Annotated in this window: 26 protein-coding genes; 15 read left to right on the top strand and 11 right to left on the bottom strand. The window is 71.7% G+C overall.

Features of this window, described 5'->3' with window-relative positions:
- The first annotated feature begins 10 nt into the window (after positions 1–10).
- The 3 genes from ACI6PP_RS12260 (at position 11) to ACI6PP_RS12250 (ending at position 2,110) form a co-directional block, all read left to right on the top strand.
- The gene (locus ACI6PP_RS12260) at positions 11–877 is read left to right on the top strand and encodes a phosphate ABC transporter ATP-binding protein (RefSeq protein ID WP_421111873.1); all 867 of its coding nucleotides are present in this window, start codon (positions 11–13) and stop codon (positions 875–877) included.
- Positions 874–1,599: a lytic transglycosylase domain-containing protein gene (locus ACI6PP_RS12255; RefSeq protein ID WP_421111872.1), complete on the top strand. Its 726-nt coding sequence runs from the start codon at positions 874–876 to the stop codon at positions 1,597–1,599. Before ACI6PP_RS12260 ends, ACI6PP_RS12255 begins: the two co-directional genes overlap by 4 nt.
- An 85-nt stretch (positions 1,600–1,684) precedes the next feature.
- Entirely contained in the window at positions 1,685–2,110 is a 426-nt protein-coding gene (locus tag ACI6PP_RS12250; RefSeq protein WP_421111871.1) for a thioesterase, FlK family, read from the top strand.
- Between the two features lie 5 nt (positions 2,111–2,115).
- On the opposite strand, the gene ACI6PP_RS12245 is transcribed toward ACI6PP_RS12250, so the two are convergent.
- Both ACI6PP_RS12245 and ACI6PP_RS12240 read right to left on the bottom strand, forming a co-directional pair.
- Entirely contained in the window at positions 2,116–2,313 is a 198-nt protein-coding gene (locus ACI6PP_RS12245; RefSeq protein WP_421111870.1) for a helix-turn-helix domain-containing protein, read from the bottom strand.
- Between the two features lie 103 nt (positions 2,314–2,416).
- A complete protein-coding gene (locus ACI6PP_RS12240; RefSeq protein WP_421111869.1) occupies positions 2,417–3,004 on the bottom strand; it encodes an ANTAR domain-containing protein in 588 nt (195 codons plus the stop codon).
- A gap of 243 nt (positions 3,005–3,247) precedes the next feature.
- Between ACI6PP_RS12240 and ACI6PP_RS12235 the strand changes: the two genes are divergently transcribed.
- The 3 genes from ACI6PP_RS12235 (at position 3,248) to ACI6PP_RS12225 (ending at position 5,221) form a co-directional block, all read left to right on the top strand.
- Positions 3,248–3,874, top strand: a complete 627-nt coding sequence (locus ACI6PP_RS12235) for a hypothetical protein (protein WP_421111868.1) — start codon at positions 3,248–3,250, stop codon at positions 3,872–3,874.
- A 254-nt stretch (positions 3,875–4,128) separates the two neighbouring features.
- On the top strand, positions 4,129–4,389 hold the full coding sequence (locus ACI6PP_RS12230; RefSeq protein WP_421111867.1) for a hypothetical protein: 261 nt from the start codon (positions 4,129–4,131) through the stop codon (positions 4,387–4,389).
- 181 nt (positions 4,390–4,570) lie between these two features.
- Positions 4,571–5,221 (top strand): maleylpyruvate isomerase family mycothiol-dependent enzyme, encoded by a 651-nt coding sequence (locus tag ACI6PP_RS12225; RefSeq protein ID WP_421111866.1) that lies wholly within the window; start codon positions 4,571–4,573, stop codon positions 5,219–5,221.
- A gap of 53 nt (positions 5,222–5,274) precedes the next feature.
- Here the strand turns inward: ACI6PP_RS12225 and ACI6PP_RS12220 are convergent, their stop codons facing one another.
- Together ACI6PP_RS12220 and ACI6PP_RS12215 are read right to left on the bottom strand one after the other, a co-directional pair.
- Positions 5,275–6,684: a HAMP domain-containing sensor histidine kinase gene (locus ACI6PP_RS12220; RefSeq protein ID WP_421111865.1), complete on the bottom strand. Its 1,410-nt coding sequence runs from the start codon at positions 6,682–6,684 to the stop codon at positions 5,275–5,277.
- A gap of 2 nt (positions 6,685–6,686) precedes the next feature.
- Positions 6,687–7,379 (bottom strand): response regulator transcription factor, encoded by a 693-nt coding sequence (locus ACI6PP_RS12215; RefSeq protein ID WP_421111864.1) that lies wholly within the window; start codon positions 7,377–7,379, stop codon positions 6,687–6,689.
- 140 nt (positions 7,380–7,519) lie between these two features.
- On the opposite strand from ACI6PP_RS12215, the gene ACI6PP_RS12210 reads away from it, so the two are divergent.
- Positions 7,520–7,972 (top strand): DUF2231 domain-containing protein, encoded by a 453-nt coding sequence (locus ACI6PP_RS12210; protein WP_421111863.1) that lies wholly within the window; start codon positions 7,520–7,522, stop codon positions 7,970–7,972.
- 20 nt (positions 7,973–7,992) lie between these two features.
- On the opposite strand, the gene ACI6PP_RS12205 is transcribed toward ACI6PP_RS12210, so the two are convergent.
- Genes ACI6PP_RS12205 through ACI6PP_RS12185 form a run of 5 tightly spaced genes read right to left on the bottom strand, consistent with a single transcriptional unit; the run spans position 7,993 to position 12,281 of the window.
- Positions 7,993–8,760: an SDR family oxidoreductase gene (locus tag ACI6PP_RS12205; RefSeq protein ID WP_421111862.1), complete on the bottom strand. Its 768-nt coding sequence runs from the start codon at positions 8,758–8,760 to the stop codon at positions 7,993–7,995.
- Positions 8,761–8,815: 55 nt separating this feature from the next.
- Positions 8,816–9,508: a triose-phosphate isomerase gene (locus tag ACI6PP_RS12200; RefSeq protein ID WP_421111861.1), complete on the bottom strand. Its 693-nt coding sequence runs from the start codon at positions 9,506–9,508 to the stop codon at positions 8,816–8,818.
- On the bottom strand, positions 9,505–10,311 hold the full coding sequence (locus tag ACI6PP_RS12195; RefSeq protein WP_421111860.1) for a TIM barrel protein: 807 nt from the start codon (positions 10,309–10,311) through the stop codon (positions 9,505–9,507). Before ACI6PP_RS12195 ends, ACI6PP_RS12200 begins: the two co-directional genes overlap by 4 nt.
- 16 nt (positions 10,312–10,327) lie before the next feature.
- Positions 10,328–11,782, bottom strand: a complete 1,455-nt coding sequence (locus ACI6PP_RS12190) for an FGGY-family carbohydrate kinase (RefSeq protein WP_421111859.1) — start codon at positions 11,780–11,782, stop codon at positions 10,328–10,330.
- Position 11,783: 1 nt separating this feature from the next.
- A complete protein-coding gene (locus tag ACI6PP_RS12185) occupies positions 11,784–12,281 on the bottom strand; it encodes a YjbQ family protein (protein ID WP_421111858.1) in 498 nt (165 codons plus the stop codon).
- Positions 12,282–12,299: 18 nt separating this feature from the next.
- On the opposite strand from ACI6PP_RS12185, the gene ACI6PP_RS12180 reads away from it, so the two are divergent.
- The 7 genes from ACI6PP_RS12180 (at position 12,300) to ACI6PP_RS12150 (ending at position 20,909) form a co-directional block, all read left to right on the top strand.
- The gene (locus tag ACI6PP_RS12180; protein ID WP_421111857.1) at positions 12,300–13,301 is read left to right on the top strand and encodes a LysR family transcriptional regulator; all 1,002 of its coding nucleotides are present in this window, start codon (positions 12,300–12,302) and stop codon (positions 13,299–13,301) included.
- A gap of 118 nt (positions 13,302–13,419) precedes the next feature.
- Positions 13,420–14,964, top strand: coding sequence for an APC family permease (locus tag ACI6PP_RS12175; RefSeq protein ID WP_421111856.1), 1,545 nt, complete (start codon positions 13,420–13,422; stop codon positions 14,962–14,964).
- A gap of 237 nt (positions 14,965–15,201) precedes the next feature.
- The gene (locus tag ACI6PP_RS12170) at positions 15,202–16,002 is read left to right on the top strand and encodes an ATP-binding cassette domain-containing protein (protein WP_421111855.1); all 801 of its coding nucleotides are present in this window, start codon (positions 15,202–15,204) and stop codon (positions 16,000–16,002) included.
- Entirely contained in the window at positions 16,002–17,045 is a 1,044-nt protein-coding gene (locus ACI6PP_RS12165) for an ABC transporter permease (RefSeq protein ID WP_421111854.1), read from the top strand. Before ACI6PP_RS12170 ends, ACI6PP_RS12165 begins: the two co-directional genes overlap by 1 nt.
- Positions 17,046–17,087: 42 nt before the next feature.
- Positions 17,088–18,089 carry a substrate-binding domain-containing protein gene (locus ACI6PP_RS12160; RefSeq protein ID WP_421111853.1) on the top strand — a complete coding sequence of 334 codons (1,002 nt, stop codon included), beginning with the start codon at positions 17,088–17,090 and terminating at the stop codon, positions 18,087–18,089.
- A 74-nt stretch (positions 18,090–18,163) separates the two neighbouring features.
- Positions 18,164–20,272 (top strand): N,N-dimethylformamidase beta subunit family domain-containing protein, encoded by a 2,109-nt coding sequence (locus ACI6PP_RS12155; RefSeq protein WP_421111852.1) that lies wholly within the window; start codon positions 18,164–18,166, stop codon positions 20,270–20,272.
- A gap of 232 nt (positions 20,273–20,504) precedes the next feature.
- Positions 20,505–20,909, top strand: a complete 405-nt coding sequence (locus tag ACI6PP_RS12150) for a DUF1801 domain-containing protein (RefSeq protein ID WP_421111851.1) — start codon at positions 20,505–20,507, stop codon at positions 20,907–20,909.
- A gap of 82 nt (positions 20,910–20,991) precedes the next feature.
- Here ACI6PP_RS12150 and ACI6PP_RS12145 read toward each other — a convergent pair whose 3' ends face one another.
- Entirely contained in the window at positions 20,992–21,621 is a 630-nt protein-coding gene (locus ACI6PP_RS12145; protein WP_421111850.1) for a maleylpyruvate isomerase family mycothiol-dependent enzyme, read from the bottom strand.
- 155 nt (positions 21,622–21,776) lie between these two features.
- Here ACI6PP_RS12145 and ACI6PP_RS12140 point away from each other — a divergent pair, with 155 nt between their 5' ends.
- The gene (locus ACI6PP_RS12140; RefSeq protein ID WP_421111849.1) at positions 21,777–23,588 is read left to right on the top strand and encodes a sensor domain-containing diguanylate cyclase; all 1,812 of its coding nucleotides are present in this window, start codon (positions 21,777–21,779) and stop codon (positions 23,586–23,588) included.
- 55 nt (positions 23,589–23,643) lie between these two features.
- Here ACI6PP_RS12140 and ACI6PP_RS12135 read toward each other — a convergent pair.
- The coding region (locus tag ACI6PP_RS12135) for a ferritin-like domain-containing protein (protein WP_421111848.1) at positions 23,644–24,456 on the bottom strand (813 nt) is incomplete at its 5' end.

The following is a 24,456-nucleotide window of genomic DNA, read 5'->3' as shown; positions in this document are numbered from 1 at the left end:
AGGAGTGACCATGACCACCGACGCGTTCCACCGCACCGTCGAGATCCCCGTCGTCCTCGACGCGCCCGGACCAGCCACACCCGTCCGCGCCCGCGGCGGCCACCTCGCCTCCCTCGAGGCCCGCGACATCTCCGCCTGGTTCGGCGAGCGGCTCGTCCTGGACCGCGTCAGCCTCACCATGCCCGCCGGCGGCATCACGGCGCTCATCGGCCCGTCGGGATGTGGCAAGTCCACCTTCCTGCGGATCCTGAACCGGATGCACGAGCTCGTGCCGTCCGCACAGATGGCCGGCGAGGTGCTCCTCGACGGCGACGACGTCTACCACCCCGACCGGCGCCTCACCGACGCGCGCCGCGCGATCGGCATGGTCTTCCAGAAGCCCAACCCGTTCCCGGCGATGTCGATCGCCGAGAACGTCCTGGCCGGGCTGCGCCTGACCGGCACCAAGGTCTCCCGCGGCGACCGCGCCGAGCTGGTCGAGTCGAGCCTGCGCAAGGGCGGGCTCTGGAACGAGGTCAAGGACCGTCTCGACGCACCCGGCGGCGGCCTGTCGGGCGGCCAGCAGCAGCGCCTGTGCATCGCACGGTCGCTCGCCGTCCGTCCCCGCGTCCTGCTGATGGACGAGCCGTGCTCGGCGCTGGACCCGACCTCCACGCGGGTGATCGAGGAGACCATGCTCGAGCTGGCCCAGGACGTCACGATCGTGATCGTCACCCACAACATGCAGCAGGCCGCGCGCGTCTCCGACACCTGCGCGTTCTTCCTCGCCGCCCAGGGGACGCCCGGCGTCATCGTCGAGCACGGCGACACCGGTGCGATGTTCGCGACGCCCCAGGACCAGCGCACCCACGACTACGTCAACGGCCGCTTCGGGTGAGGTCGGTCCTCACCGTCGGGCTCGTCGCCGCCGTCGCCGCCGCACTGCTCGCGACCACCCGGTTGGCGGACCGCGGCGGCGTCGTCGACGACCCCGTCGTCGTCACCTCGGCCCCGGCTGACGTGGAGGCCCCCGTCCCATCCGTCGACGTCGCGGCGGCCGACCCAGCAGCGGTCGTGGACCCCGCGTGGGTCCAGAGCACCGCGGCGAGCACGGCGGTGCCGGTCCCCGCCGTGCGCGCGTACGCCTCGGCCGCGCTGAGGCTCGCCCGCGAGCAGCCCGGCTGCGGCCTGGGATGGACGACGCTGGCCGGCATCGGCTGGGTCGAGTCGCACCACGGCACGATCGGCGGACGCACCCTCGCCGATGACGGGACGACCGGGCTCCCGATCGACGGGGTCGCGCTCGACGGCGACGGGGACGTCGCCGCCATCGGCGACGGCAACGGGTCGTGGGACCGGGCCGCGGGCCCCATGCAGTTCATCTCCACCACGTGGCGGCGGTGGGCGTCCGACGGCGACGGCGACGGGCGCACCGACGTCCACGACCTCGACGACGCGGCCTACGCCGCCGGCCGGTACCTGTGCGCCGACGACCACCGTCTCGACGGCGCCCTCTGGGGGCAGGCCGTCTTCTCGTACAACCACTCGGCCGAGTACGTCGCCGCCGTGCACGCCGCAGCCGACCAGTACGCGGCGGCCACCTCGTCCTCCGGCCGGTGAGCCACCTCGAGCCATCCGCGGACGGCCCGCTGCCCGTCACGGGCCGGTCACCGGGCGTTCGCCCGACCGGCGCAGGCTCTGACGCATGGCACCGCACGGGATGGGGTCACGCGCCGCGCTGGCGTTGGCGGTCCCCCTGACCCAGGCACTCGGGTGCCACCTGATCGATCCCGGGTCGCCCCAGGTCGGGGTCGCCCTGGTCCCCGGGGAGCTGGCGGACAACGGCGCCGGCGGGGTGCACGCGGCCGCCCTCGCCGCCGCTCTGGAGCTCGCGGCCTACCTGGCCGTCGCGCCCACGCTCGGCGACAGCGAGCACGCCGTCACCCACGCCAGCTCGCTGCAGCTGATCGCGTCGGTCGGCCTCGGCGAGCGGATCGAGTGCCGCGCCCAGCTCGACCGACGCGGTCGCCGGCTGGCGTTCCTCAGCGTCCTCGCGGCGGTCGGCGACCGTCCCGTCGCCCGTGCCGCGATCACCAAGTCGATCGTCCAGCAGGTCCGGTCGGGGAGCTGACGCCCTCAGGCCTGCGCCGCAGCGGCTCGGGTGGCTCGCAGCACCATGACGTCATCGAGCCGGAAGCGCCAGTGGCCTCCCAGCGTCCGGGCGGCGGAGAGGCGCCCCGCCATCGCCCATCGCCGCAACAACGTCGGGCTGACGTGCAGGATCGCTGCGGCCTCGGCCGGCGTGACCAGTCGGGGCGGGGTGGTGTCGTGCATTGTCCGATCCTCGTCCCGAACGGGGCACGAGGTCGCCACATCGGAGGAACTTCGTCCACCTGGAGGAGAGGTCCACGGGGCGACTGCCGCCGCGGTGGCGCCCTCAGCGTCGGCGCGTGGCGGTGACGCCTGCGCGGGGCGCGGTGCCGGCGGAGTCCGACCCGTCCCCCGCGACGGCCACGAGCACGCGGTGGGCGGCCTCGAGCAGGCTGATGTCCGCACGTCGTGCGCGGGCGGCGAGTCGCTCCCCGGCCTGGACGGGGTCCACGGCGTGGAAGGCCATCAGGACGCCCTCGGCGCGGGCGATGGTCGCTGCCCCGTCGGGCTCGTCGAGCCCGTCGACGTCCCCGACCGCGGCGGTGCCGTCAGGAGCGGCGCCCGGCGCCGGGTCGTCGCTCCCAGCAGGACCGTCGTCGCACCCGCCGCCGCCCGGGGCACACACCACCCGCGGACGGTCGGTGGCGTCGTCGACCCGGACCACCAGGAACGTCGGGAGCCCGACGGGAAGACTCCCCGGGTCGCCACGACCGCACGTCTCGCAGACCGGCCGTGTCAGGTGATGGTCGCGCAGCAGCTCGCGCCGGGCCGTGCGCTGCGCCGGCGCCGGGCCCGTCGTGAAACCGCACGAACAGCACGCGCGAACCTGGCTGCGGTCGAGCACGTACCCGGAGAACAGGTGCACGGTCTCCACGTGAGCTCCTCGCCCGAGAAGGGACGGACGAGAGGTCGTTCGGCCCGCGCCGACGGTAGCGATCGACCCGGCACCCAGCCCGACGCTGGAGTGGCCCGTCGGTGAACGACGGCGGGACACCGTCCGAACGCCCGCGGCGGGGCTCGCTGCCGTCCGCCGAGTTCGGCAGCGAGGCTCGTCCTGTTCACCGAGGCGACACCTCGGGGCTCGACGCTGGGGCGACCGACGAGGCGGGACGGCAGCGTGAAGATCACCTGGATCGTGTGGTGGGCCGTCTGGGCGTCCGCCACCGCCGCCGGCCTGCTCGCCGCCGCCCTGGAGACGCCGGCAGCCTCGTGGGTCGTCGCCGGGGCCCTCGGGACCGCGGCCGCCGCGTGGGCGCGGTGGGTGCTCGTCCCCCCATCGACGAACGTTCCTCCGACGTCGACGTGGGCGACTGCCCTCGGCCTCGGTGCCTCGAGCTGCGTGGCGCTCGTGGGGTCGGTCGCGGCCGGCGGGTCCTGGGGCGTCTGCTACCTCGTCGTCCTGCTGCTCGGTGGTCTGACGGCGATGGCCCGGCGCCCAGGTCACGCTCCACCGGCGGCCGAGCCCTCGACCTCTGCGACCCGGTCGGTCGACGCGGACCAGGACGCACTTCGAATGGTCGTCCGCACGTGGACGTACGACCAGCTGCGATGGGCCTGGCAGGTCAGCATCCATCGGACCCGGCACCCGGACCCCCTGCTGCGCCTGCAGACCGCCACCCAGCGACAGATCCTGCTCGACGAGATCGAGCGCAGGGACCCTGCCGCGTTCGTCGAGTGGTTCAGCAGCGAGCCCCCGGCCGGCAGCGCCCCGAGCCGCCGTCGACCCGGCCGGGATGCTGCCTAGCGCATACCTTCACCGCCCCTGCCGCAGCTCCGGGCGAGGCGTGACGCAGACCGTGCAGACCTCCGAGAGCGGCTCGATCATCGGTGGCGGGCCGCTCGAGCTCCGCAGCGACCACCCGTCGCCCTGCGCAGTGGTCGCCCTCGGCTGACCCCCTGCCGATCTACGCTCGCCGACACCGTCCAACCCTGACGGACGCGAGATCGACCACCGCCGCCCGTGGCGTGGCTGCCGCGCAACCTGGAGGAGTTCTTCTGATGCCCCTGTCCCGTACTCGTCTCGTGCCCGCGATCGCTGCAGGCGCCCTGATTGCCGGTGGCGCCGCCGTGGTGGGGCCGGCAGGACTGGCCCAGGCGGCAGGCTCGCAGCACCGGGTCTTCGCGTCCCCGTCGGCGTGCCGGAACATCCTGTTCGCCGACGCCCAGCGCCTCCGCGACGCCGGCTACACCGTCACCGTGTCGCGCTGCGTCAACCAGGGCGGACGTCTTCGCACCGACGGCTACCTCAAGTGGTACTGACCGATCCTCCACTGCGCCGACGGGCATCGACCTGACTCACGGCGTCTCCCGCAGTCGAGCGTCCGCACCCACACCCTCAGCGAGCCCGCCGGCGACGTCGCGACAGAACGGCCTGGTACCGATGAGTCCGGACCTCGGCGTCGGTCTGGTTCTCGACGGAGTTCCAATGAAGGAGGTCGTGGTGGACGAGCTGGATCGAGACGGTGTGTGGGCCGTGGTGCGTGAGGAGCGGGCGCGGTTGGTCGAGGACCTCGCACCGATCGGTCCCGAGGGCTTCGGGCGGCCGTCGCAGTGTCCGGGGTGGGACGTCCACGACGTGCTCGCCCACCTCGTCGACACCGCCCTGACGACGCGTCGTGGTTTCGTCGCTCAGATGGTCCGCTCCCGCTTCGACTTCGATCGTGCGAACGCTCGGGGGGTGGCTCGACACCGACGGCCGACGGGGCACGAGACGCTGGAGTCGATGCGCCGGGTCGTCGATCTCCGACGCACACCACCGGCGCCGCTCGCGAGCAGACTCGTCGAGGCGGTCGTGCACGGGGAGGACGTCCGGCGCCCGTTGGGCATCGTGCCCCGGTACCCGGTCGCGGCGGTCGTCGACGCGCTCCGGTACCAGGTTCGGACGTCCGTCGGGCTGGGCGGAGCCCGAGAGCACGTCGCAGACGTCCGACTCCGTGCCGGCGACGTCGAGCTCACCCACGGCGATGCCGGCGCCGACGAGGTCGCCGGGAACGCACTGGACCTCCTCATGCTGGTGTCCGGGCGTGCCGTGGCGGACGAGGCCGTCGAGGGAGCGGGGCTCGCGACGCTGCGCCGACGTGTGGGTGCGTGACACGAGGACGCGTGGTCGTGAACAACCTGGTGCTCGGCAGGACGGCAGGTGCGTCAGGTCCTCGTCGGGCCGACCATCGGGACCGCGGGCAGGACGAGGCGCACCCGGGTCCGTGAACGGTCGCGGTCGATCTCGAGGCGGCCGCCGACGTCCTCGGCGCAGCGGGCGGCGATGTCGAGGCCGAGCCCGGTCGAGCCGCGGTCACTGTGCCCCCGCACCCGGGCACTGGGTGCGAAGCCGGGTCCGTCGTCGAGGACGTCGACCCTCGTCCACCGCCGCACGGCTCCGTCCTCGTGCTCCTCGGCGGTGGTCACCCGCACCTCCATCGACGTGCCCTCGGGCGTGTGGGCGACGACGTTCTCGAGCAGCGCGTCGACGGCGGCGGCGAGGCTGGACCCGTCGCAGGAGACCGACACCGGGACGGCCGGGAGGTCGAGGGTGAGCGCGCGTCCCTGGTCCTGGACGAGCGGCTCCCAGAACTCCGCCCGCTCGCGCACCGTCGCCACCGCGTCGGTGCCACCGGACTCCGCGGAACGACGTGGCCTGCGGGCGGCCTGGATGACCGCGGTGAGCGTGCGCTCGAGCTGGGCGACCTGGTCGCTGAGCTCGAGGCTGCGGACGTCCCGCGGCAGGGCGTCCACGCCGAGACGCACCGCGGTCAGTGGGGTGCGGAGACGGTGGGACAGGTCGGCGACGGTCTCGCGCTCGGCGACCATCAGCCCGTCGATCCGCTCGGCCAGGACGTTGAGCGCCGTGGCCACCTCGGCCACCTCGTGCGGCCCGTCCACCGGCGCCCGGGCGTCGAGGTCGCCGCCGCTCAGCCGGGACGCGGTGCGCGCGGCGGCGTCGAGAGGGCGGACCAGGCGGCGCGACACCAGCACCGCCGCGAGCGCGGACAGCCCGAGCAGCAGCACCGACACCGTCGCGATCAGGGCCCACCACCGCCAGACGCCCTCGGTGAGCTCGTCGTCGTCGGCGTACGCCCGGACCAGGGCCGGCCCCGACGGGGTGGTCGCCTCGACCTGGATGAGGCGCCCGTCCGCGACGGACGTCTGCTCGGTGGGCGACACCGCCCCGAGGCCGTCCCCGTCCCCGTCGGTGTCCAGCGGACCGTCGCCGTCGCGGTCCTCGTCGCGCCCGCTGTCGCCGTCGCGGTCGGTGTCACCGGGCCGCAGCGTCGGGAGCCCGGCGGGCATGCGGTCGCCGACCACGGTCCCGTCGGGCAGCAGCACCGCGATCAGCACGTCGTCGCGCCCGACCTGCCGTCTCAGGTACGACCGCAGCTGCGGGACGTCGAAGCGACCGGTGCTCAGGTAGTCCGCGACCGACTGCGCCACCAGGCTCGTCTCCTGCGACGAGCGGTCGACCACCACCTGCCGGCTGACCACCGCCAGCGGCACCGCCAGCAGGACGAGGACGAGCGCCGTCACGCCGGTGGTGAGCGCGAGGATCCTGCGCCGCATGGTCATCGCACGGGGTCGGGGGCGACGAGCTTGACGCCGACCCCGCGCACGCTGTGCAGGTAGCGGGGCTCGGCGGCGGTCTCCCCCAGCTTGCGACGCAGCCACGACAAGTGGACGTCGACGGTGCGGTCCGCGCCGCCCCACGGCAGCTGCCAGACCTCGGCGAGCAGGCTGCGTCGGGTGACCACCGAGCCGGCTCGGCGCGCGAGCACCAGGAGCAGGTCGAACTCCTTGCGCGTGAGCGGCACGTCGGCGCCGTCGAGGACGACCGTCCGCGAGGCCGGGTCGACCCGCAGACCACCGACCACGACCGCCGCCTCCGGTGCGTCCGACGCGCCCGAGCGCCGCAGCACCGCACGGATGCGCGCCTGCACCTGGGCGGCCGAGTATGGCTTGACCACGTAGTCGTCCGCGCCGGCGTCGAGCAGCCGCACCACGTCGCGCTCGTCGTCGCGCGCGGTGGCGACGATGACGGGCACCTGGCTCACCGCTCGCAGCATCGCCAGGACGTCGGCGCCGTCGAGGTCGGGCAGTCCGAGGTCCAGCACGACCACGTCCGGACGCTGGTCGACCGCGGCGGAGATCCCCTCGGCCCCGGTCCGGACCGCGGTGACGGAGTCACCGCCCTCGCCGAGCGCGCGGGTGAGGCCGTGGCGGATCGCGTCGTCGTCCTCCACCAGCAGCACGTGCACCATGGCCGCACGGTAGCCCGCGAGACCTCGCTCGCCCGGTGCACGGAGCCGACTTGATGCGGGCATGACGCTCCCTTAACGGTGGGACGCCCAGGCTCGGGCAGGACCCTCCACCGCGGACGGTCCTGCCCGAAGGAGACCTCGTGTTCGACTCGTTCAACGGCCTGCCCCTGCACCCCCTGGTGGTGCACGCCGTCGTCGTCCTGCTCCCCCTGACGATCATCGGGGCCGTCGTCGTCGCGTTGCGGCCCGCCTGGCGCCAGACCTACGGCTGGCTCGTCGTCGCCCTCGGCGTGGTCGGCACGGCCCTGATCCCGGTCGCCACCTCCAGCGGCGAGGCCCTCGAAAAGCGCGTCGGCGACCCCGGCGAGCACGCCGAGCTCGGCGACCAGCTGCTCTGGTTCGCACTCCCGATGGTCGTGCTCCTGGTCGTCATGCTGCTGCTCGACCGGGCCGGCAGCGCCCGCAAGGCCATCACCACGGGCGTCGCCGTCCTCGCCGTCGTCGCCTCGGTCGCGGCGGGCGTCCAGGTCTACCGGGTCGGCGACTCCGGCGCCCGCGCCGCCTGGGGCGACACGCCTGCCGCCGCCAGGTGACCGGGGGCCGCTCCCGGTTCTCAGATGGCCGTGTAGCCGCCGTCGATGACGATGTCCTGAGCGGTGAGGTAGCTCGACGCGTCCGATGCCAGGAAGTTCACGAGCCCGGTCAGGTCGGACGGGTCGGCCATCCGCCCCTGGGGGATGCGCGCGACCCAGTCGTCGTGCAGCTGCGGCTCCTCGTCGAGGATCGCCTGGGTGAGGTCGGTGAGGACGTACCCCGGTGAGATCGAGTTGACCCTGATGCCTGCCGGCGCCCATTCCACGGCCAGCGACTTGCCGAGGTGGCTGACGGCGGCCTTGGAGGAGTTGTAGGACGCGGCCCACTGGGGGACGTTCACGATGGATCCCGACATGGACGCGATGAAGATGGCGCTGCCGGGGAGCTCGGCCCTCAGCAGACCCGACGCGAAGGCCTGTGCCGAGAAGAACGTCCCGCCCAGGTTGACGTCGACGACCTTCCGCCACTGCTCGGCGGTGACGTCCACCGAGTCGCCGTTGATCTCGATGCCGGCGGCGGTCACCAGGACCTGAGGAGCACCGAGCACCTCCCCGACGGTCTCGAAGGCGTCGGCCACAGCGGACTGGTCGGTCACGTCGAGCCGCTGTCCGTACGTCTGGACGCCGGTCTCGGACGCGAGCTCGCGGGCGGTCTCCTCGACCGTGTCGAGGAGGTCGAGGAGTGCGACCTTGACTCCTTCGGCCGCGAGGGAGCGCGCGAGGGTCAGGCCGATGCCGCGGGCGCCGCCGGTGACGACGGCGGTGCGACCGCTGAGGCTGGTGTTCATGTCTTCTCCTGGTGTGAGGTCGTGGTGGTGGAAACAGGCGGGACCGGCGCTCGTCTCACGCCCGGGTGTCCCAGCCCGCCCGGGTGGCGGCGATGAAGGCTCGTGCGGCGGCGAGAGGGTCGTGGGCGCCGAGCACGCCGCTCGTCGAACCGGTGCCGTCGGCTCCGGCGGCGACGATGTCGTGGGCGACGCGTGGCGTGGCCACGCCGCCCGCATGCATGGCGAGCACGTGGGGAGCGGCCGAGTGGACGGCCGCGGTGGAGGGCGCGATCCAGGTGCGTGGGCCGGCGTCCGAGCCGCCGATGAGCTCGGGTGGTTCGAGCAGCACCACCGTCGGCCCAAGACTGGCGCTCCGGACGGCGTCAGCCTCGGTCGCGGCGCAGACGACCGTGTTGAGCCCGACCTGCTGGGCGCGTTCGATCGCACGCTCGAGCTCGTCCGGCTCCAGCGGGTCGGCGTCGTGGTTCAGCATCACGCCCGTCGCACCGGCGTCCACCAGCGCCTCGGCGGTGACCCGGTGCATGGACGGACCGGGAAGGTCGAGGTCCATGCCTTGGGCCATCACGTGGACGCCCGTGTCGAGGTCGTGCACCGGCGCGACGAACGCCGTCGGGACGGTGAGGATGACGCAGACGTCGTGGTCCGCGCCCGCCCTTCCCGCGGCTGCGGCCAACGCCTCGACCTCGCCACGTCGGAGGAGGTTCTTGGGCCCGATCTCGAAGAACGGGGCTCGGATCGGCGGGCTCACGGGGCGACGAGCTCACGCAACCGCGCGGCGGTCTCGGGCAGCGTCGTCGCCGGGTCGCCCTCGGTGGAGCACTCCAGGTTGACGCAACCGTCGAACCCGACCTCGCGCAGCGCGGCGAAGAAGTCGACCCAGTCGAGAAGTCCGTGCCCCGGGAGCGTGCGGTTGCTGTCACCGAGGTGCACGTGGCCGATCCGGTCACCGGCCATCCTGAGCGCATCGCCCAGGTGGGCCTCCTCGATCGACATGTGGAAGGAGTCGGGCAACAACCCCGCGTTGGGGTGCTCGACCGCCTCGATGATCTCGAGGTTGTCGACGACTCGGTTGAGGTAGCGGCTCTCGTAACGGTTCAGGGGCTCGAGCAGCACCTTGGCCGGCGTCCCGACGACGACGTCGAGCAGCTCGCGGTAGAACTCCCCGAACTCACGCTTCTGGTCGTCGTCGAGCTGCTGGAAGGGCTCGAACAACGGGAGCGGGTCCTGGGCGCCGTACTCGTACTCGATCTCGGTGACGGCGCCGATCTCGGCACAGACCTCCGCCGCCTCGACGTACATCGCACGGCACCTCTTGCGCAGGTCGTCGTCGCTCGACATCGCGTGGCCGTAGATGGCGTCGGTCAGGACGAACTCCACCGGCCGCACGCCGGTGCGGCTGGTCAGCGACGTCAGCTCGCGACGCACCGACGGCGTCCACTCGTCCAGGGGCAGGAACACGGCGAGCGCGTCGTAGCCCCACTGCTTGAGCAGCGTGGCCTTCTCGGTGAGCGAGTCGCCGGGGACCATCGGGGAGGAACAGGCGAGCAACATGGGGATCTCCTTGCGGTCAGTGGTCGAACAGTCGGTTCAGGTAGTCGTCGAACCGGCGGTACCGCTCGGCGCGGCCGACGACGTCGGTGGGCGTGTAGCGCGCGGCGGCCGGCTGGTTGAGGTGGGCCGCGTCGGCGATGTCGTCGATGCCGCCGGCTGCTCTCAGGGCCAGGACCGCCGCACCTCGGCAGGTGGCCTCCTGCTCGTCGGGCACCACGACGTCGACGCCGCAGACGTCGGCCTTGAGCTGGTTCCAGAAGCTCGACGCGGCACCTCCGCCGGTCGAGACGATCTCCGGGGGTCCGGGCGTCTGCAGGTACTCGACGTTGCGGTGCAGCAGGTGGGCGATGCCCTCCTCGACCGCGTAGGCCAGATCGATCCGGTCGTGCCCGAGCGTGAGACCGAGGAAGGCGCCGTGGGCGTCGGCGAAGAAGTCCGGAGGGTTCACGCCCGTGAGGTACGGGAGGAAGATCGGAGCGGTCGCTGCGCCTCGGGCCCGGAGCCGACGCTCGAGCTCGTCGTACCCCATGTCGGACAGACCCTCGCGCCGGTACCAGTCCAGCGCGACGCCGCCGCTGTCGACGCCGTTGAACAGCACGACGTCGTCGGTCTCGAGCCCGGCGTGGAAGGACACCTTGTGGTCCTCGTCGAAGGTCCAGCCCTCGGTGAGGACCGAGAGCGACAGGACGGTGCCCGCGGACTCGCTGACGACACGGGGCCGGTAGGAGCCGGTGCCGACCATGGCGCAGAAGTGGTCCAGCGCGCCGGCGTTGACGCGGTAGGAGGCGGACCGCGGCAGCCTGTCGAGGACCGCCGCCTGGACCTCGCCCACGTCGGTACCGGCCGGGACCGTCTCGGCCAGCTGGGAGGGGTCGACCGCGAGGTAGTCCAGCATCTCGGACCAGGGGTGCCGGGCGCGGACGTCGTACATGTAGGTGAAGCCGCGCGTGGTGACCTCACCTGCCGCCGCGCCGGTGAGGCGCCGGATCATCTCGTCCTTGACCATCAGCACGGCCGCGGTCTTCTCGAGAACCGCCGGCTCGTGATGACCGAGCCAACGGAGCTTCGCTGCCGGCCAGGTCGCGGACGAGACGGGCTGGCCCGTCACGGCGAACGCGGCGTCGGTGCCGAACCGTTCGGCGATCTCGACCGCCAAGGTCGCCGCCCGGTCGTCCAGCCACGACATCCCCGGGCGCACCGGCCGACCGTGCTCGTCGTTGAGGACCAGGGACTCGGCCTGACCGGTCAGGACGATGACGGCGTCGTGCGCGGAGGTGTCCGCGACCGCCCGGGAGCACTGGTGGATCAGGTCGAGGACCGACTCGAACAGCGTCGACGCATCGAACTCGACGCTCACGTCCTCGCGGTGGTAGACCGCGGGCGCCGACGACACGGCGAGCCGGTGGAGGTCGCCGTCGAACAGGACCACCTTGGTGTTGGTGGTGCCGACGTCGACGGCGTAGACGAGCACCTCAGTCGCCCATGACCTGGAAGTGGACGGTCCGCTCGCGCGCCCGCACCGAGTCGAGGTCGCCGAAGTACACGCGACCGAACTCACCGAGCACCAGGGCGCCGTCGACGACCGGGATGGTCTCGGAGCGTCCGAGGATGGAGGAGATGATGTGGCCGTCGGTGTTCAGGCCCCACTCCGGCAGCTCGTCGCGCAGCTCGGCGGCGTTGCGGATGTGGATCGGGCCCGGGTGGAGGTACTGGCCCTCGTGCCGGGTGGGCGGCGCGATCGCGGCCAGCACGTTCAGGGTGTCCTGCAGGACGAGCTGGGTCCCGTAGTAGGTGACGTCCTCGGACTCCTCCTGCAGCAGGACGCAGCAGCTGGTGTGCGCGGAGTAGACGACCGCGATGCCGTCACGGACGCCGGTCGTGCCCACGAACTCCTCCAGCCGGCTGGTGACGTCGAAGAACTCTTGACGAGCGGGGGTCTGGAGGGTGCTGGACCCGTGGTGGCAGGGCATCGTCGTCTCCTTCATCCGGTGCTGGGCACGGGCAACCCTGCCCACACCCGCCCACGAACGGAAGCGGACAGATACGATGAGGAGATAACCGTCGGTTATCACTGGAGGAGGTCGTCGGTGGCCAGGGACGTGAGCCTGCGGCTGTTGCGCTACTTCGAGGCGCTGGCCGCCGAGCTGAACTACCGGAGGGCAGCCGAACGGTTGTTCATCTCCCAGCCCGCGCTGTCGTCGGCCATCAGGCAGCTCGAGGGCCTGGTCGGCGACCGGCTCTTCGATCGGGACACCCACTCGGTCCAGCTCACCGAGGTCGGCCGGCAGTGGCTCCCGTACGTCCGCTCCGCCCTGCGCGAGGTGCAGGTCACGATGGACGTCGTGGACGAGCTCGCCGGCAATGCGCAGGTCCGGATCGGCTACCTCACCGGCACCGGGGCCGACCTGCTCTTCCGGCTCCTGGAGGGCGTGGACCGGTCACTGCCGGGTCTGGCGATCGAGACCACCGAGTACGACTTCTCCGACCCCACCGCCGGCTTGCGGTCGGGTGCGACCGACATCGCCCTGCTCCGTCCGCCGGTCGACGTGTCCGACCTCCAGACCATCAACGTGGCACAGGAGGGCTGGGTCGCCTGCCTGCCTCGCGAGCACCGACTGGCGGGCCGCGAGGAGCTGGAGATCGACGAGCTGCTCGACGAGGACATCATTGCCGCTCCGCTGTCCGCGGGCGGCTGGCGCGACTACTGGCTCGCGCTCGATGCCCGGCAGGGTCGACCGGCACCCGTGGTGGCCGAGGCGGCGACCTACGACACCGAGATGACCCTCGTCGCCCGCGGGGTGGGCATCAGCTTCACCACCTCCTCGCTGGTCGACCGGTACGGCCGCCACGGCACCGTGTTCGTCCCGATCACCGATCGCCCCCCCAGCTACACGGCGCTCGCCTGGCGGCCGAACAGGCTGTCATCGTCGGCGCAACGTCTGGTCCGGCACATGCGCCGCCGCGTCGCCCAGGACGGCGCCAACTGGTGATAACCGTCGTCAATGAGTAGATAACACTTCGGTCCTTCCTCGACGACCCCAGGTGGCGTTCACTGCTGACCAACGATCACGGCACCGGGCCGGCGGTCGGTGGCAGAAGAAGGTCCACATGAGCGACAAGGTCTCCGGCGCCGGCGTGAACGCCGACCTGACACCCCCTCCCCGACAGGCCGGGGAGGACGAGGACGCCCGCCTTGCCGAGTTCGGGTACGAGCAGAAGCTCGACCGGTCGGTCAGCAAGCTCGCGTCGTTCGCGATCGGGTTCTCCACCATCAGCGCCACCACGGCCGTGTTCGCGAGCTTCGGCGCCGGCTACACCAACGCCGGCTCCCCGTTCATCTGGACCCTGTTCCTGGCCATCCCGGTGTTCCTGCTGTGGACGCTGGTCGCCGCCGACCTCGCGGCGAAGATCCCCCTGGCCGGGTACGCCTACCAGTGGACGAGCCGCCTGAACGGCTCGAGCTTCGGATGGTTCACCGGGTTCTCCGCCCTGGTCGGCTGGGTCAGCGGCATGACCAGCCTGGGGTACATCTTCGCGGGCTACCTCGGCAGCGTCATGGAGTGGGAGCTCACCCAGCAGCGCCAGATCTTCCTCGCGATCGGTGTCGTCGCGGTGTGCGTCCTGATCAACGCCTACCGCGTTCGCCTGGCCACCTTCATCAACAACATCGGTGTGGGCCTGGAGTTCGTCGTCACCATCGGGGTGACCGTCGTGGTGGCGCTGGTCGCGTTCGTCGTCACCAACGACGCACAACCCATCAGCTCGCTCTTCACGGCCGCCACCCCCGCGGACCACTCGAGCTACGCCGTGGCGTGGCTGGTCGCCGCCCTCGGGCCGTTCTTCGGACTGGTCGGCGTCGAGGCGGTGGCCGACGTCGCCGAGGAGACCAAGGACGCCCGCCGCGTCATCCCCCGCACCATGTTCTACGCGTTCGCCGCGTCGTGCGTCATCGAGTTCGCCATGTACCTGGTCTACGTCCTGGCGATCAAGGACCCCGCCGCGGTGGCGAGCTCGTCGGCACCGATCGAGGAGATCATCAGCCAGCAGCTCGGGCCCGCGTTCTCCCGCCTGGTGGTCGCCGTGGCCCTGACCAACATCCTGGTGTGCCTGCTGGCCAACGTGCTGGTCGGGACCAGGCTCCTCTACTCGCTCTCGCGCGACAACATGATGCCCTTCTCGCGCGCCCTGAGGAACGTCTCGGAGACGCGCAAGACCCCCACCACGGCCGTGCTCTCGCTCGGCGCCGTGTCCGTGCTGCTGCTGCTCTCGGCCCTCGTCAACGAGCAGGCGTTCAACTACTTCCTCGGCATCGCCTCGCTCGCGTTCTTCACCACCTACCTGCTCCAGGCCGTCGGAGTCCTCGTGGCCGCAGCCAAGGACCGGATCCCGACGCCCGAGCCGGGAACCTACGACCTGGGCCGAGCCCGGGTCCCCGTCGTCCTCGTCAGCCTGGTCGTGTTCGTCGCCGTCGAGGCCGTGCTGATCTTCCTCCCCGCGTTCGAGGGCAACGGCCTGGTCTTCGCCGGGATCATGCTGCTCGCCCTGCTGTGGTGGCTGCTCGTGCTGCGCCGCCGCCTCGGCTCGGGTCAGGCCGGACCCCGGTACGCCCAGGAGCACCCCGACACGCTTCCCTCCGCCGGCGAGCTGATCTGACCCACCAGGAAGGTCCCACCCATGACGTCACGTCTCCTGCTCACCCAGGCACTCACCGAGACCCGCAGGACCCGCAAGCGCCTCTCGCCCCCGGTGCCGCCGACCCCCAGCGGCGGGGCCGAGGCCGAGCGCCACTGACCTCTCGCCACAGCAACGGGCCGAGCACCGAGCGGCTCCGTCGCTGCACCACGCCCGAAACCGGAATGGCCACCGCCGTCAAGCCCCCAGGAGCCCACCATGTCAACCGACGACTACGCCCTGCGTGCCGAGGGACTCTTCAAGTCCTACGGCCAGGTCCAGGCCCTCCGCGGCGCCTCCTTCGCGTGCCGAGCCGGTCAGGTCACCGCCCTGATCGGTGACAACGGCGCCGGGAAGTCCACCCTGGTCAAGGTCCTGTCGGGAGCACTCACCCCGGACTCGGGTTCCATCACCGTCGACGGCGAACCCCTGACGGCCACCTCCCCGTCGGACGCCCAACGCGTCGGCATCGAGACCGTCTACCAGGACCTGGCGCTCGCACCGGACCTCGGGCCGGTCCAGAACATGTTCCTCGGTCGCGAGGTCCGTCGCCGCGGACTGCTCGGTCGGCTGGGCTACCTCGACGACAAGGCGATGGCGACCTCGGCCGTCAAGGACTTCCAGCGGCTCGGCCTCCGGGTGGACCCGCGACGAGGGTCCGTGCGCGAGATGTCCGGCGGACAGCGTCAGGGCGTGGCCGTCGCCAAGGCCGTCAGCTGGGCCAAGCGGGTCGTCCTCCTCGACGAGCCCACGGCGGCGCTCGGCGTCGTGCAGACGCGCGGCGTGCTCGACATGGTCCGCCGCGTGGCCGACCAGGGCCTGGCCGTCGTCCTGATCACCCACAACATGAGCGACGTCCTGGCGGTGTCCGACCACATCGAGGTGCTGCGGCTGGGCAGTCGAGTCGCCAGCATCGACCGCGCCGACGCCACGTTGGAGCGACTCGTCGCCGAGATGACCGGCGGCACGTCGGAGACGTCCGAGCCCACCGACCTCACCGAGTCCGGGAAGGACCTCTGATGAGCACGACCACCACCCCAGCCCACCCCACCACACCCCAGACCGACGACGCGGCCGAGCGCGTCCGACGGATCGTCCAGCACCCCCTCTTCGTCGTCATCTCGGCGCTCATCGCGCTGCTGCTGGTGTTCACACTCATCAACGGACCGACCTTCGTCGGCGCGACGAACGTCCGGAACATGGCCCTCGCGGGGTCGATCGTCCTCATCCTCGCCATCGGCGTGACGCTGGCCATCATCACCGCGGGGTTCGACCTCTCGGTGGGATCGGTCCTGGTGCTCTCCGGGGTCCTGTCGGTCGTGGCCATGCGGGAGATGGGCGGCTCGGGATGGCCGACCGCGCTCGTCGGGCTGGTGGTCGCACTGGTCAGCGGCGCCGTCCTCGGAGCCATCAACGGAGCCCTGATCGCCTACGCCGAGCTCAACCCGATCATCGTCACCCTGGGTTCCTTCGGGTCGGCTCTGGGCATCGCGCAGGTCGTCACCGGCGGACCGGACCTGAACAACGTCCCGCCGCAGATGGCCGACTTCGGCCTGGCGCGGGTGATCGGCGTCCCCACCGTGGTGATCATCGCCGCACTCATCGCCCTCGTCGTCGGATCGGTCCTGCGGTCCACGGCGTTCGGCCGGCACACCTACGCCATCGGGTCGAACGCCGAGGCAGCGGTGCGGGCGGGCGTCAACGTCCGCGGCCACCTCACCGTCATCTACCTCATCTCCGGGCTGCTCGCCGGTCTCGCGGGATGGCTGTCCCTGGCCGTCTACGGCACCACCAACATCAACGGGCACTCCCTCGACGCGCTCGTCGCCGCCACCGCGGCGCTGCTCGGTGGCGCCAGCCTGTTCGGTGGCGTGGGCTCCGTGGCCGGCACCGTCTTCGGCAACGCGATCCCCGTCGTCCTCGCCAGCGGTCTGGTGATCGCGGGCCTCCAGTCGTTCTGGCAGCAAGCCGTCACCGGCGTGGTCCTCGTCGGCGCGATCTACATCGACCGCCTCCGCCGCCTGCGCATGGGCAGACGCCCCCGCGGCACCGCCCCCCGCTGATCCCTGCACCGCTCCCCCACTCCCCTCCCGAAAGGCACCACCATGCGTCTGTCCATCCGACGTTCGACCACCGCCGTCGCGGCCGTGGCCTCGCTCACCCTCTGCGTCGCGGCCTGCGGCGGCGGAGGCTCCGCCGGAGGTGACAGCGGCTCCGTGGAGGGCGCCAAGGTCGCCATCGTCGGCCCCCTGGCCGGCGATCCGTACTACCAGGAGGTCGCCTGCGGCGCCCGTACCGCAGGCAAGAAGCTCGGCATGGACGTCGGCGAGCAGCAGGCCTCGCAGAACCAGAGCCAGGCCGCGCAGAACACGATCGTCCAGAACGTCCTCAGCACCAGCCCGCGCGCACTCATCTACACCCCGGCCGATCCGGTGGCCGGTGGCATCCCGCTGCGCAGCGCCAAGCAGGACGGGGTCTTCGTCGCCGACGTCGACGCCCAGCTCGACGACGACGACCTGTACGACACCTTCGTCGCCTCCGACCACTACGACGGCGCCAAGAAGATCACCACGGCGCTCGCCGAGATGATCGGCGGCAAGGGCGAGATCGCCGCCATCGGCTCCCTGCCGAGCAACCCGATCACCCAGGCGCGCATCAAGGGCTTCGAGGCTGCGCTGAAGGACTACCCCGACATCAAGGTCGTCTCCGTCTCCTACCCCGACATCTCGCCGTCGGCGATCCAGTCCAACGCCTCCTCGACCCTGGTGAAGTACCCGGACCTGAAGGCCATCTACACCACCAACTACCTGAACTCGACCGGCGCCGCGGTGGCGCTGCGCAACGCGGACGCCGTCGGCAAGGTCAAGATGGTCAGCTGGGACACCGGCAGCGACAACATCAAGCTGCTCCAGGAGGGCTCGCTGCAGGCGACCGTGGCGCAGCAGCCCTTCAAGATGGGCGAGATGGCGATCGAGCAGATCGCCCGTGAGATCCGCGGCGAGAAGGTCTCCAAGAAGGTCAGCGCACCCACCACCATCCTCACCAGCCAGGACGTGGACACCCCCGAGGGCAAGGAGCTCCGGTACCAGGGCTCCTGCTCGGCCTGAGGAAGGGCGTGGTCACGGTGCTCACCGGATACCTGGACCGCCTGTCGGCAGCGGCGGGCTCGACGTTGGAGTGCATGATCAGCTCCACCACGGCCCAGGTGGACGTCGACCTCGTCCGCCTCGTCCACGGCGACGAGAACCCCGACGGGCCAGGCGCGAAGATCGAGCAGACCGGCGTCCCCGGGCACCGCGTGAGCGCCCGGGTGCAGGACACCCACCTCGGCTCCTGCGTGGTCGTCGACGAGCTCGACGGCGTGGACCTGGCCGGCACCACGCTGACCGTGCTGTTCCAACCGACCCGGCCACGATCGGGTCAGGAGCAGGCGGTGGCCATGCTGACGCTGGGCGGCCGCCCGGCCGTCGGCGTCGTGCTCGACGGGCGCGGTCGGCTCTGCGCGGGCCGCCCTGACGTCAGGGCGTCGGCCTCGCTCGACGTCCCCTGGCGCCGCGACACCTGGTACCGGGCGGAGCTGACGATGCACGAGGATCGTGTCGAGCTGACGTGCACCGTCGTGTCGGCCCGCGCGGGCACGGGTCGCGCCCCGTCCCCGATGTCGGCGACCGGGACCACCACGGGGCTCGGGTCCTTCGACGGATTCGTGGCGGCGGCGCAGAGCTGCGAACGGCAGGGCCGACGCTGGGTGCCGACCGCGTGCTTCGACGGCAAGGTCGAGAACCCTCGGTTGACGCACCGGTCGGCGCCCGGCGCACCGACGCAGATCCTGCTGGACTGGCGGTTCGAGCTCTCCCCCGAGGGCTCCACGGCGGTCGACGTCAGCGGGGCCGGGCGCGACGGCGTCGTCGTCAACGCGCCCGCCCGGGGCGTGACCGGACACCGCTGGTCACGGACGGTCGTGGACCACACGCAGGCGCCCGAGGAGTACGGCGCCATCCACTTCCACGGTGACGACCTCGACGACGCCGGGTGGGACGTGTCGACGACCATCGCCCTGCAGCCGGACCTGCCGTCGGGTGTCTACGGGGTCCGGCTGCGGACCGAGGACGCCGTCGACGTCATCCCGTTCGCGGTGACTCCTGGACCGAGCGCCCGCCGGTCCAGGATCGCCGTCCTGCTTCCCACCTTCACCTACGTGGCGTATGCCAACGAACGCATGCTGGACCGCCTCGACTTCGAAGGCGAGCAGATGACGGACCACCCGGTCGAGCCCGGCGACCTCGACCGACTGCTCGCCGAGCATCCCGAGTGGGGCCTGAGCCTCTACGACGTGCACGCCGACGGCAGCACCTGCGTCCACTCCACCCATCTCCGCCCGATCCCCAACCTGCGTCCGGACTACCGGGCCTGGCTGCAGAACGCACCGCGACACCTGGGTGCCGACCTGTACCTCGTCGACTGGCTGTCCCAGGCCGGCCACGCCTTCGACGTCCTCACCGACCACGACCTGCACGCAGCGGGGAGCACCGTGCTGGAGGACTACGCCGTCGTCCTGACCGGCAGTCATCCCGAGTACGTCAGCGCGCAGATCCTCGACGCGCTGGAGTCGTACCTGGACGCGGGCGGTCACCTCATGTACCTCGGTGGCAACGGCTTCTACTGGGTGACCAGCCAGGACCAGCAGCGGCCCCACCTGATCGAGGTGCGCCGAGGCCCCGTCGGCACCCGTCCCTCCGAGGGTGCGGCCGGCGAAGGCGTGCACAGCACCACCGGGGAGGTCGGGGGCCTCTGGCGCCAACGCGGGCGCGCTCCCAACCGTCTGACTGGCATCGGCATGACCGCGCAGGGCTGGGACGAGCACGCGCCGGGGTACAGGCGGATGCCCGACAGCTTCTGCGACCGCGCCGCCTTCCTGTTCGACGGCATCGGTGCCGACGAGGTCATCGGCGACTTCGGTCTGATCATGAACGGGTCGTCGGGCGACGAGCTCGACCGGTTCGACCTGGACCGGGGCAGCCCGGAGGAGACGCTGGTGCTCGCCCGGTCGACCGGCCACAGCGACTACTACCAGCTCGCCGGCGAGGACCTGCTCGCCACTCGCGCCGGTGTCGGTGGTGCCGAGTGCGACGACGTCCGATCGGACCTGACCCTGCTCCCGCACCCGGGCGGCGGGTGGGTGCTGAGCGTCGGCTCCATCTGCTTCTCCGGGTCGATCTCGCACCACGGCTACGACAACAACGTGGCCCGCTTGCTGGGGAACGCACTGTCGGGGGCTCTCGGCGACTGACGAGGGCGGCCAGGCGCTTGCTCCGCGCGCTCAGGCGGGACGACTCGGTCACGTCGAGCCGGGTGAGGCCGATGAGTTCGCCCCGGTCGGCCGGTCAGACAGGTTGAGCGGGTCAACCACGTGGGAGGAGCTCGTCATGGGCACAGAACGCCGTGCAAGGACAGGCGTCCGTGGTCGGAGCGCAGCGCCGTCGACTTCGGACGACGACGTCTCAGCGGGCCTGCCGGTCGACATGACCGCGGGTGCAGCGAGCGGCGCGAAGGCGGCGCTGGGCGACGGGCCGGTGCACTCGTACATCGCCGGGCTGCCGCAACCGCAGCGCGGGATCGCCGAGGCGGTCGACGCCTTGGCGGCCCGGACGCTGCCCGACCTGCAACGCTCGGTCAAGTGGGGCATGGCCTACTACGGGGTCGGCGACGGCTGGTGCTTCAGCTGTGGCGGCTTCGCCGGTCACGTCACGCTCATGTTCATCAACGGCGCGGCCCTCGAGCCCGTGCCGCCGGCGACCCCCGTGGCGATGGGCAGGTCGACGCGTGGCGTCGAGCTCGAGTCGATCGACGACCTGGACGTCCACCAGGTCGCAGCCTGGATGACGCAGGTCGCGTCCGTGCCCGGCGTCGGTGGCAGGAAGCGCTGACGGCAGCGGCCGCTCCACGTGCTGGGCCCGGTTCCCTCGGCACACGACCGGTGGACCAGCCTGAGCTGGGACCGGAGCGTGGTCAGGTCAAGCGGGCGCGCAGGGTGTCCAGGCCCTCACCGGACAGGTCGCCCAGGGCGTGAGCGCGGCCCGCGATCGTCATGAGCAGCGCCTCCCCCGGGCCGGTGACCTCGGCACCGCTGCCGTGGGACCAGTCGAGGTCGGTCGCGACGAGCCTCAACCCCTTGGCATTCGCGCGGGCCGGCAGCGTCGGCGCCTTGAGCGAGAAGTCGAGCACTGCGACGAGCTGCTCCTCGGGAATCTGACGAGGCAGCCTCAGGGCGCGGCGGATGTCCTGGTGATGGATGGTGCCGTCGGTCACAGCGATGCCGCCGCCGAGTCCCGCGGTCAGGCCACGCGGTGTCTGGCACCGGGCGACCAGGTCGACGACCTGGTCGGGCTCCAGCTCCGCGTACCGGCGCAGCGCGACGTCGTTGGCCCGGGTCGGGCTGAGACCACCAGCGACCATCGTCCGCGCCAGGGCGGTCGTGGAGAGCTCGTCGTAGCTGACGACGTGCACCGCCACGTCCCTCACCGTCCAGCCCGAGCACAACGACGGCTGGTCCCACTGGTCGTCGCTCAGGTCTCGCAGCAGGTCCAGCAGCGCGGCGCGCTCCTGCTGCGCCAGGCCCATCAGATCAGGCTTGCTCATGGGATCCTCCCGTCGTCGTGGGCCGACGAAAGGCACCGTCCGAGGTGCACCGGCCATCCGTCGGGGCCGTCGAGGTTGCTTCGCAGCGACTGCCACCCGGAATCGCGATCGCCCCGCGGCCGCCCACGCACCGAACATACTGGGACAATCGGTCGATGTCCGACTCCAGCCCCGCGGTGATGGTGCGGTCGCGGGCCGTGATCCCGTTCTGTCTCGCCGGAGTCGTCGGGCTGGCGACGTTCGCGGTCCCGCCGTACGGGCACCGGATCTCCTCGATGGTGGCGGCCGGCGTCCTGGGTGCCCTGCTGGTGGTGGCCGCGTGGCGACTCCCGTGGTGGCGGTGGCCGCAATGGACCCAGGACCTCGTGGCGGTGGGCTTCTTCGGGGTCGTCGCTCTCGTCCGGGACGCCTCGGGCGGGTCGAGCTCGGGCGCGGGGCAGCTGGTGGTCGTCCCCGCCCTGTGGTTGGCCCTGCACGGCACCAGGCGCGGTCTGGCGATGGCGTGCGCGGCGACGGCGGCCGTGTTCATCGTGCCGCTGGTGTTCGGCGACCCGGTCGCCTACCCCGTGTCGGACTGGCGGCGGGCGGTGATCTTCATCGCCGCGATCGCGTTGGTGGGACCCGCGGTGCAGTCGGTGGTGCGGCGCCTGGCCCTGCGCGACGTCGCGCTGACACGTCTGAACGACGACCTGGTGGACGCCGGTGAGCAGTGGCGCCTGTTCGCCGACCAGCTCCCCGACACGATCGTCCTCGTCGCCGACCAGGACCTCAGGTACCAGCTGGTCGGTGGCGCGGGCGTGCTGCGCGAGGGGGTGTCCGGATGGGTCGGTCGGACCCTGTTCGAGACGTCGGGGCCGGACAACGTGGCGGCTCTCGAGCCGATCTTCCGTCGGGCGCTGGACGGTGAGCCGGGCACGACGCACGTGGATGCGACCAGCTCCCGGTTGCCGCACGAGGTCTCGGTGGTGCCGTTCTCGCACCGGGGCGAGCCCGGGCTCATGGTGGTGGCCCGTGACGTGAGCGACGGCCAGCGCCGCGAGGCCGAGCTGACGGCGGCGCACGCGCACGTCCGACGCCTCATCGACGAGGCCCCCACCGGGATCTGCGAGGTCGACCTGGGAGGCACCGTCCTGCGAGCCAACCAGGCGCTGGCCTCGATCCTGCGCGTCGACGACCTCGTCGGTGCGGACGTGTACGAGCTCGGGCTGCTGCAGCCCGGCATCAGCCTCACCTCCGTCGTCGCCGGAGGGCCCGACGCCGGCGGTCGTCTGACCGTCGAGCGCCGCATCGAACCCGGCGACGGAGACGACCCGATCGAGCTGGTGCTCCACCTCGTGCCGATCGACGGCCCGGACCGGGTGTCCGACCTGGCGTCGTCGGATCCAGCCGAGGACCGCACCCTCGTGCTGGTGCACGTCCACGACGTCACCGAGGAACGGCGACTGCAGGAGCAGCTGCGACACCTGGCGACCCGAGATTCGCTGACGGGCCTGCTGAACCGTCGCCGGTTCGACGAGATCCTCGCCCGGCACCTGACCGACTGCGCACGGTACGGGCCCCGGGGTGCACTGCTGCTTCTCGACCTCGACCACTTCAAGACCGTGAACGACACCCTCGGGCACGCCGTCGGGGATCGTGTCCTCCTGGCGGTCTCCGAGGCGCTCGACGAGCTGCTGCGCGACTCGGACACCATCGCGCGCCTGGGCGGTGACGAGTTCGCGGTGCTCGTCCCCCACGGGGGTGCCGAGGAGTCGGAGGTGGTGGCCGCGCGCATCGTCGACGCGATCCGGAACCGCGCCACGCACCTCGACACCGATGCTGCCCGCGCCGTCACGGTCAGCGTCGGAGTGGCTCCGGTGACCTACGACGCGACCCCCGATCGTCTGCTGGCCGCCGCCGACGCGCAGCTCTACCAGGCCAAGCGCAACGGCAGGGACCGCTTCGAGTCGTCCCCGCCGAGCCCTTGAACGCCTCGGCCCCCGACACCTGGGTGCCGGGGGCCGAGTCGCGTGCGTGGTGGGGTCAGCTGGAGGTGTTGACCTCGCCGTTGACGCCGCGGGGGTAGAAGCCACCACGACGGACGCTGTCGGGGTTCAGGTAGACGATGTTGAGCACCTGACCGGGCGTGCGACTGAAGGCGATGCCGTTCGCGTCGGTCGGCACGAGGTTCGCCCGCGCGCCGCCACCGCTCTCGTCGCCGCGGCCGGCTGCCGGACGGACCCGGGAGTAGATGCCCTGGTCGAGATCGGACTTGCCGTCCAGGCTGTCGCGCGCGTCGCTGATCTTGCGCGCCGCCTTGTACAGGCCCTTGTTGTACAGGGCGGAGCGGACGATGCCGGCGTGGTAGGCCTCGACGGCGAGGATGCCGGCGGCGGCCTCGAGGTAGGTCTTGTTGGTAATCAGCGGTGCTGCACCCTTGTAGGCCGTCACGCCGACGTCCTCGAAGATGAACGCGCCGAGCAGGAAGGAGTCCTCGTCGGCGAAGGGGTTGAACTTCTGGCCCTTCTTGATCAGGCCGGCCGCGATCGCCGCGTTGGTGAACGAGCTCTTGAGGTCGATCTTGGGGCGGGCGACCTTGGCCCCACCCAGGGCCTTGCGAAGGAAGCGGACGTGGTCGATCTCGTCGCGGGCGATCTCGGCGGCGTACCGCTTGATCGCCTTGGACTTCCACGGCACCTTCGAGCCGCCGACGACGCCGCCGCGGTCACCCTTGCCGGTCGTCAGGCGCGAGTCCAGGCCGTGGCCGAAGACGGCGTGCGAGTAGAACTCGGCCTCGAGGTACTCCAGGTTCAGCGCGAAGTTCAGCACCGCACCGTCGGACGGTGCGGCCTCGGC

This window comes from Solicola agrisoli, assembly GCF_049059935.1.
Lineage (GTDB): Bacteria > Actinomycetota > Actinomycetes > Propionibacteriales > Nocardioidaceae > JAURVT01.
The sequence above is the reverse complement of the archived record's forward strand: the minus strand, read 5'-3'. Positions and strand labels throughout refer to the sequence as shown.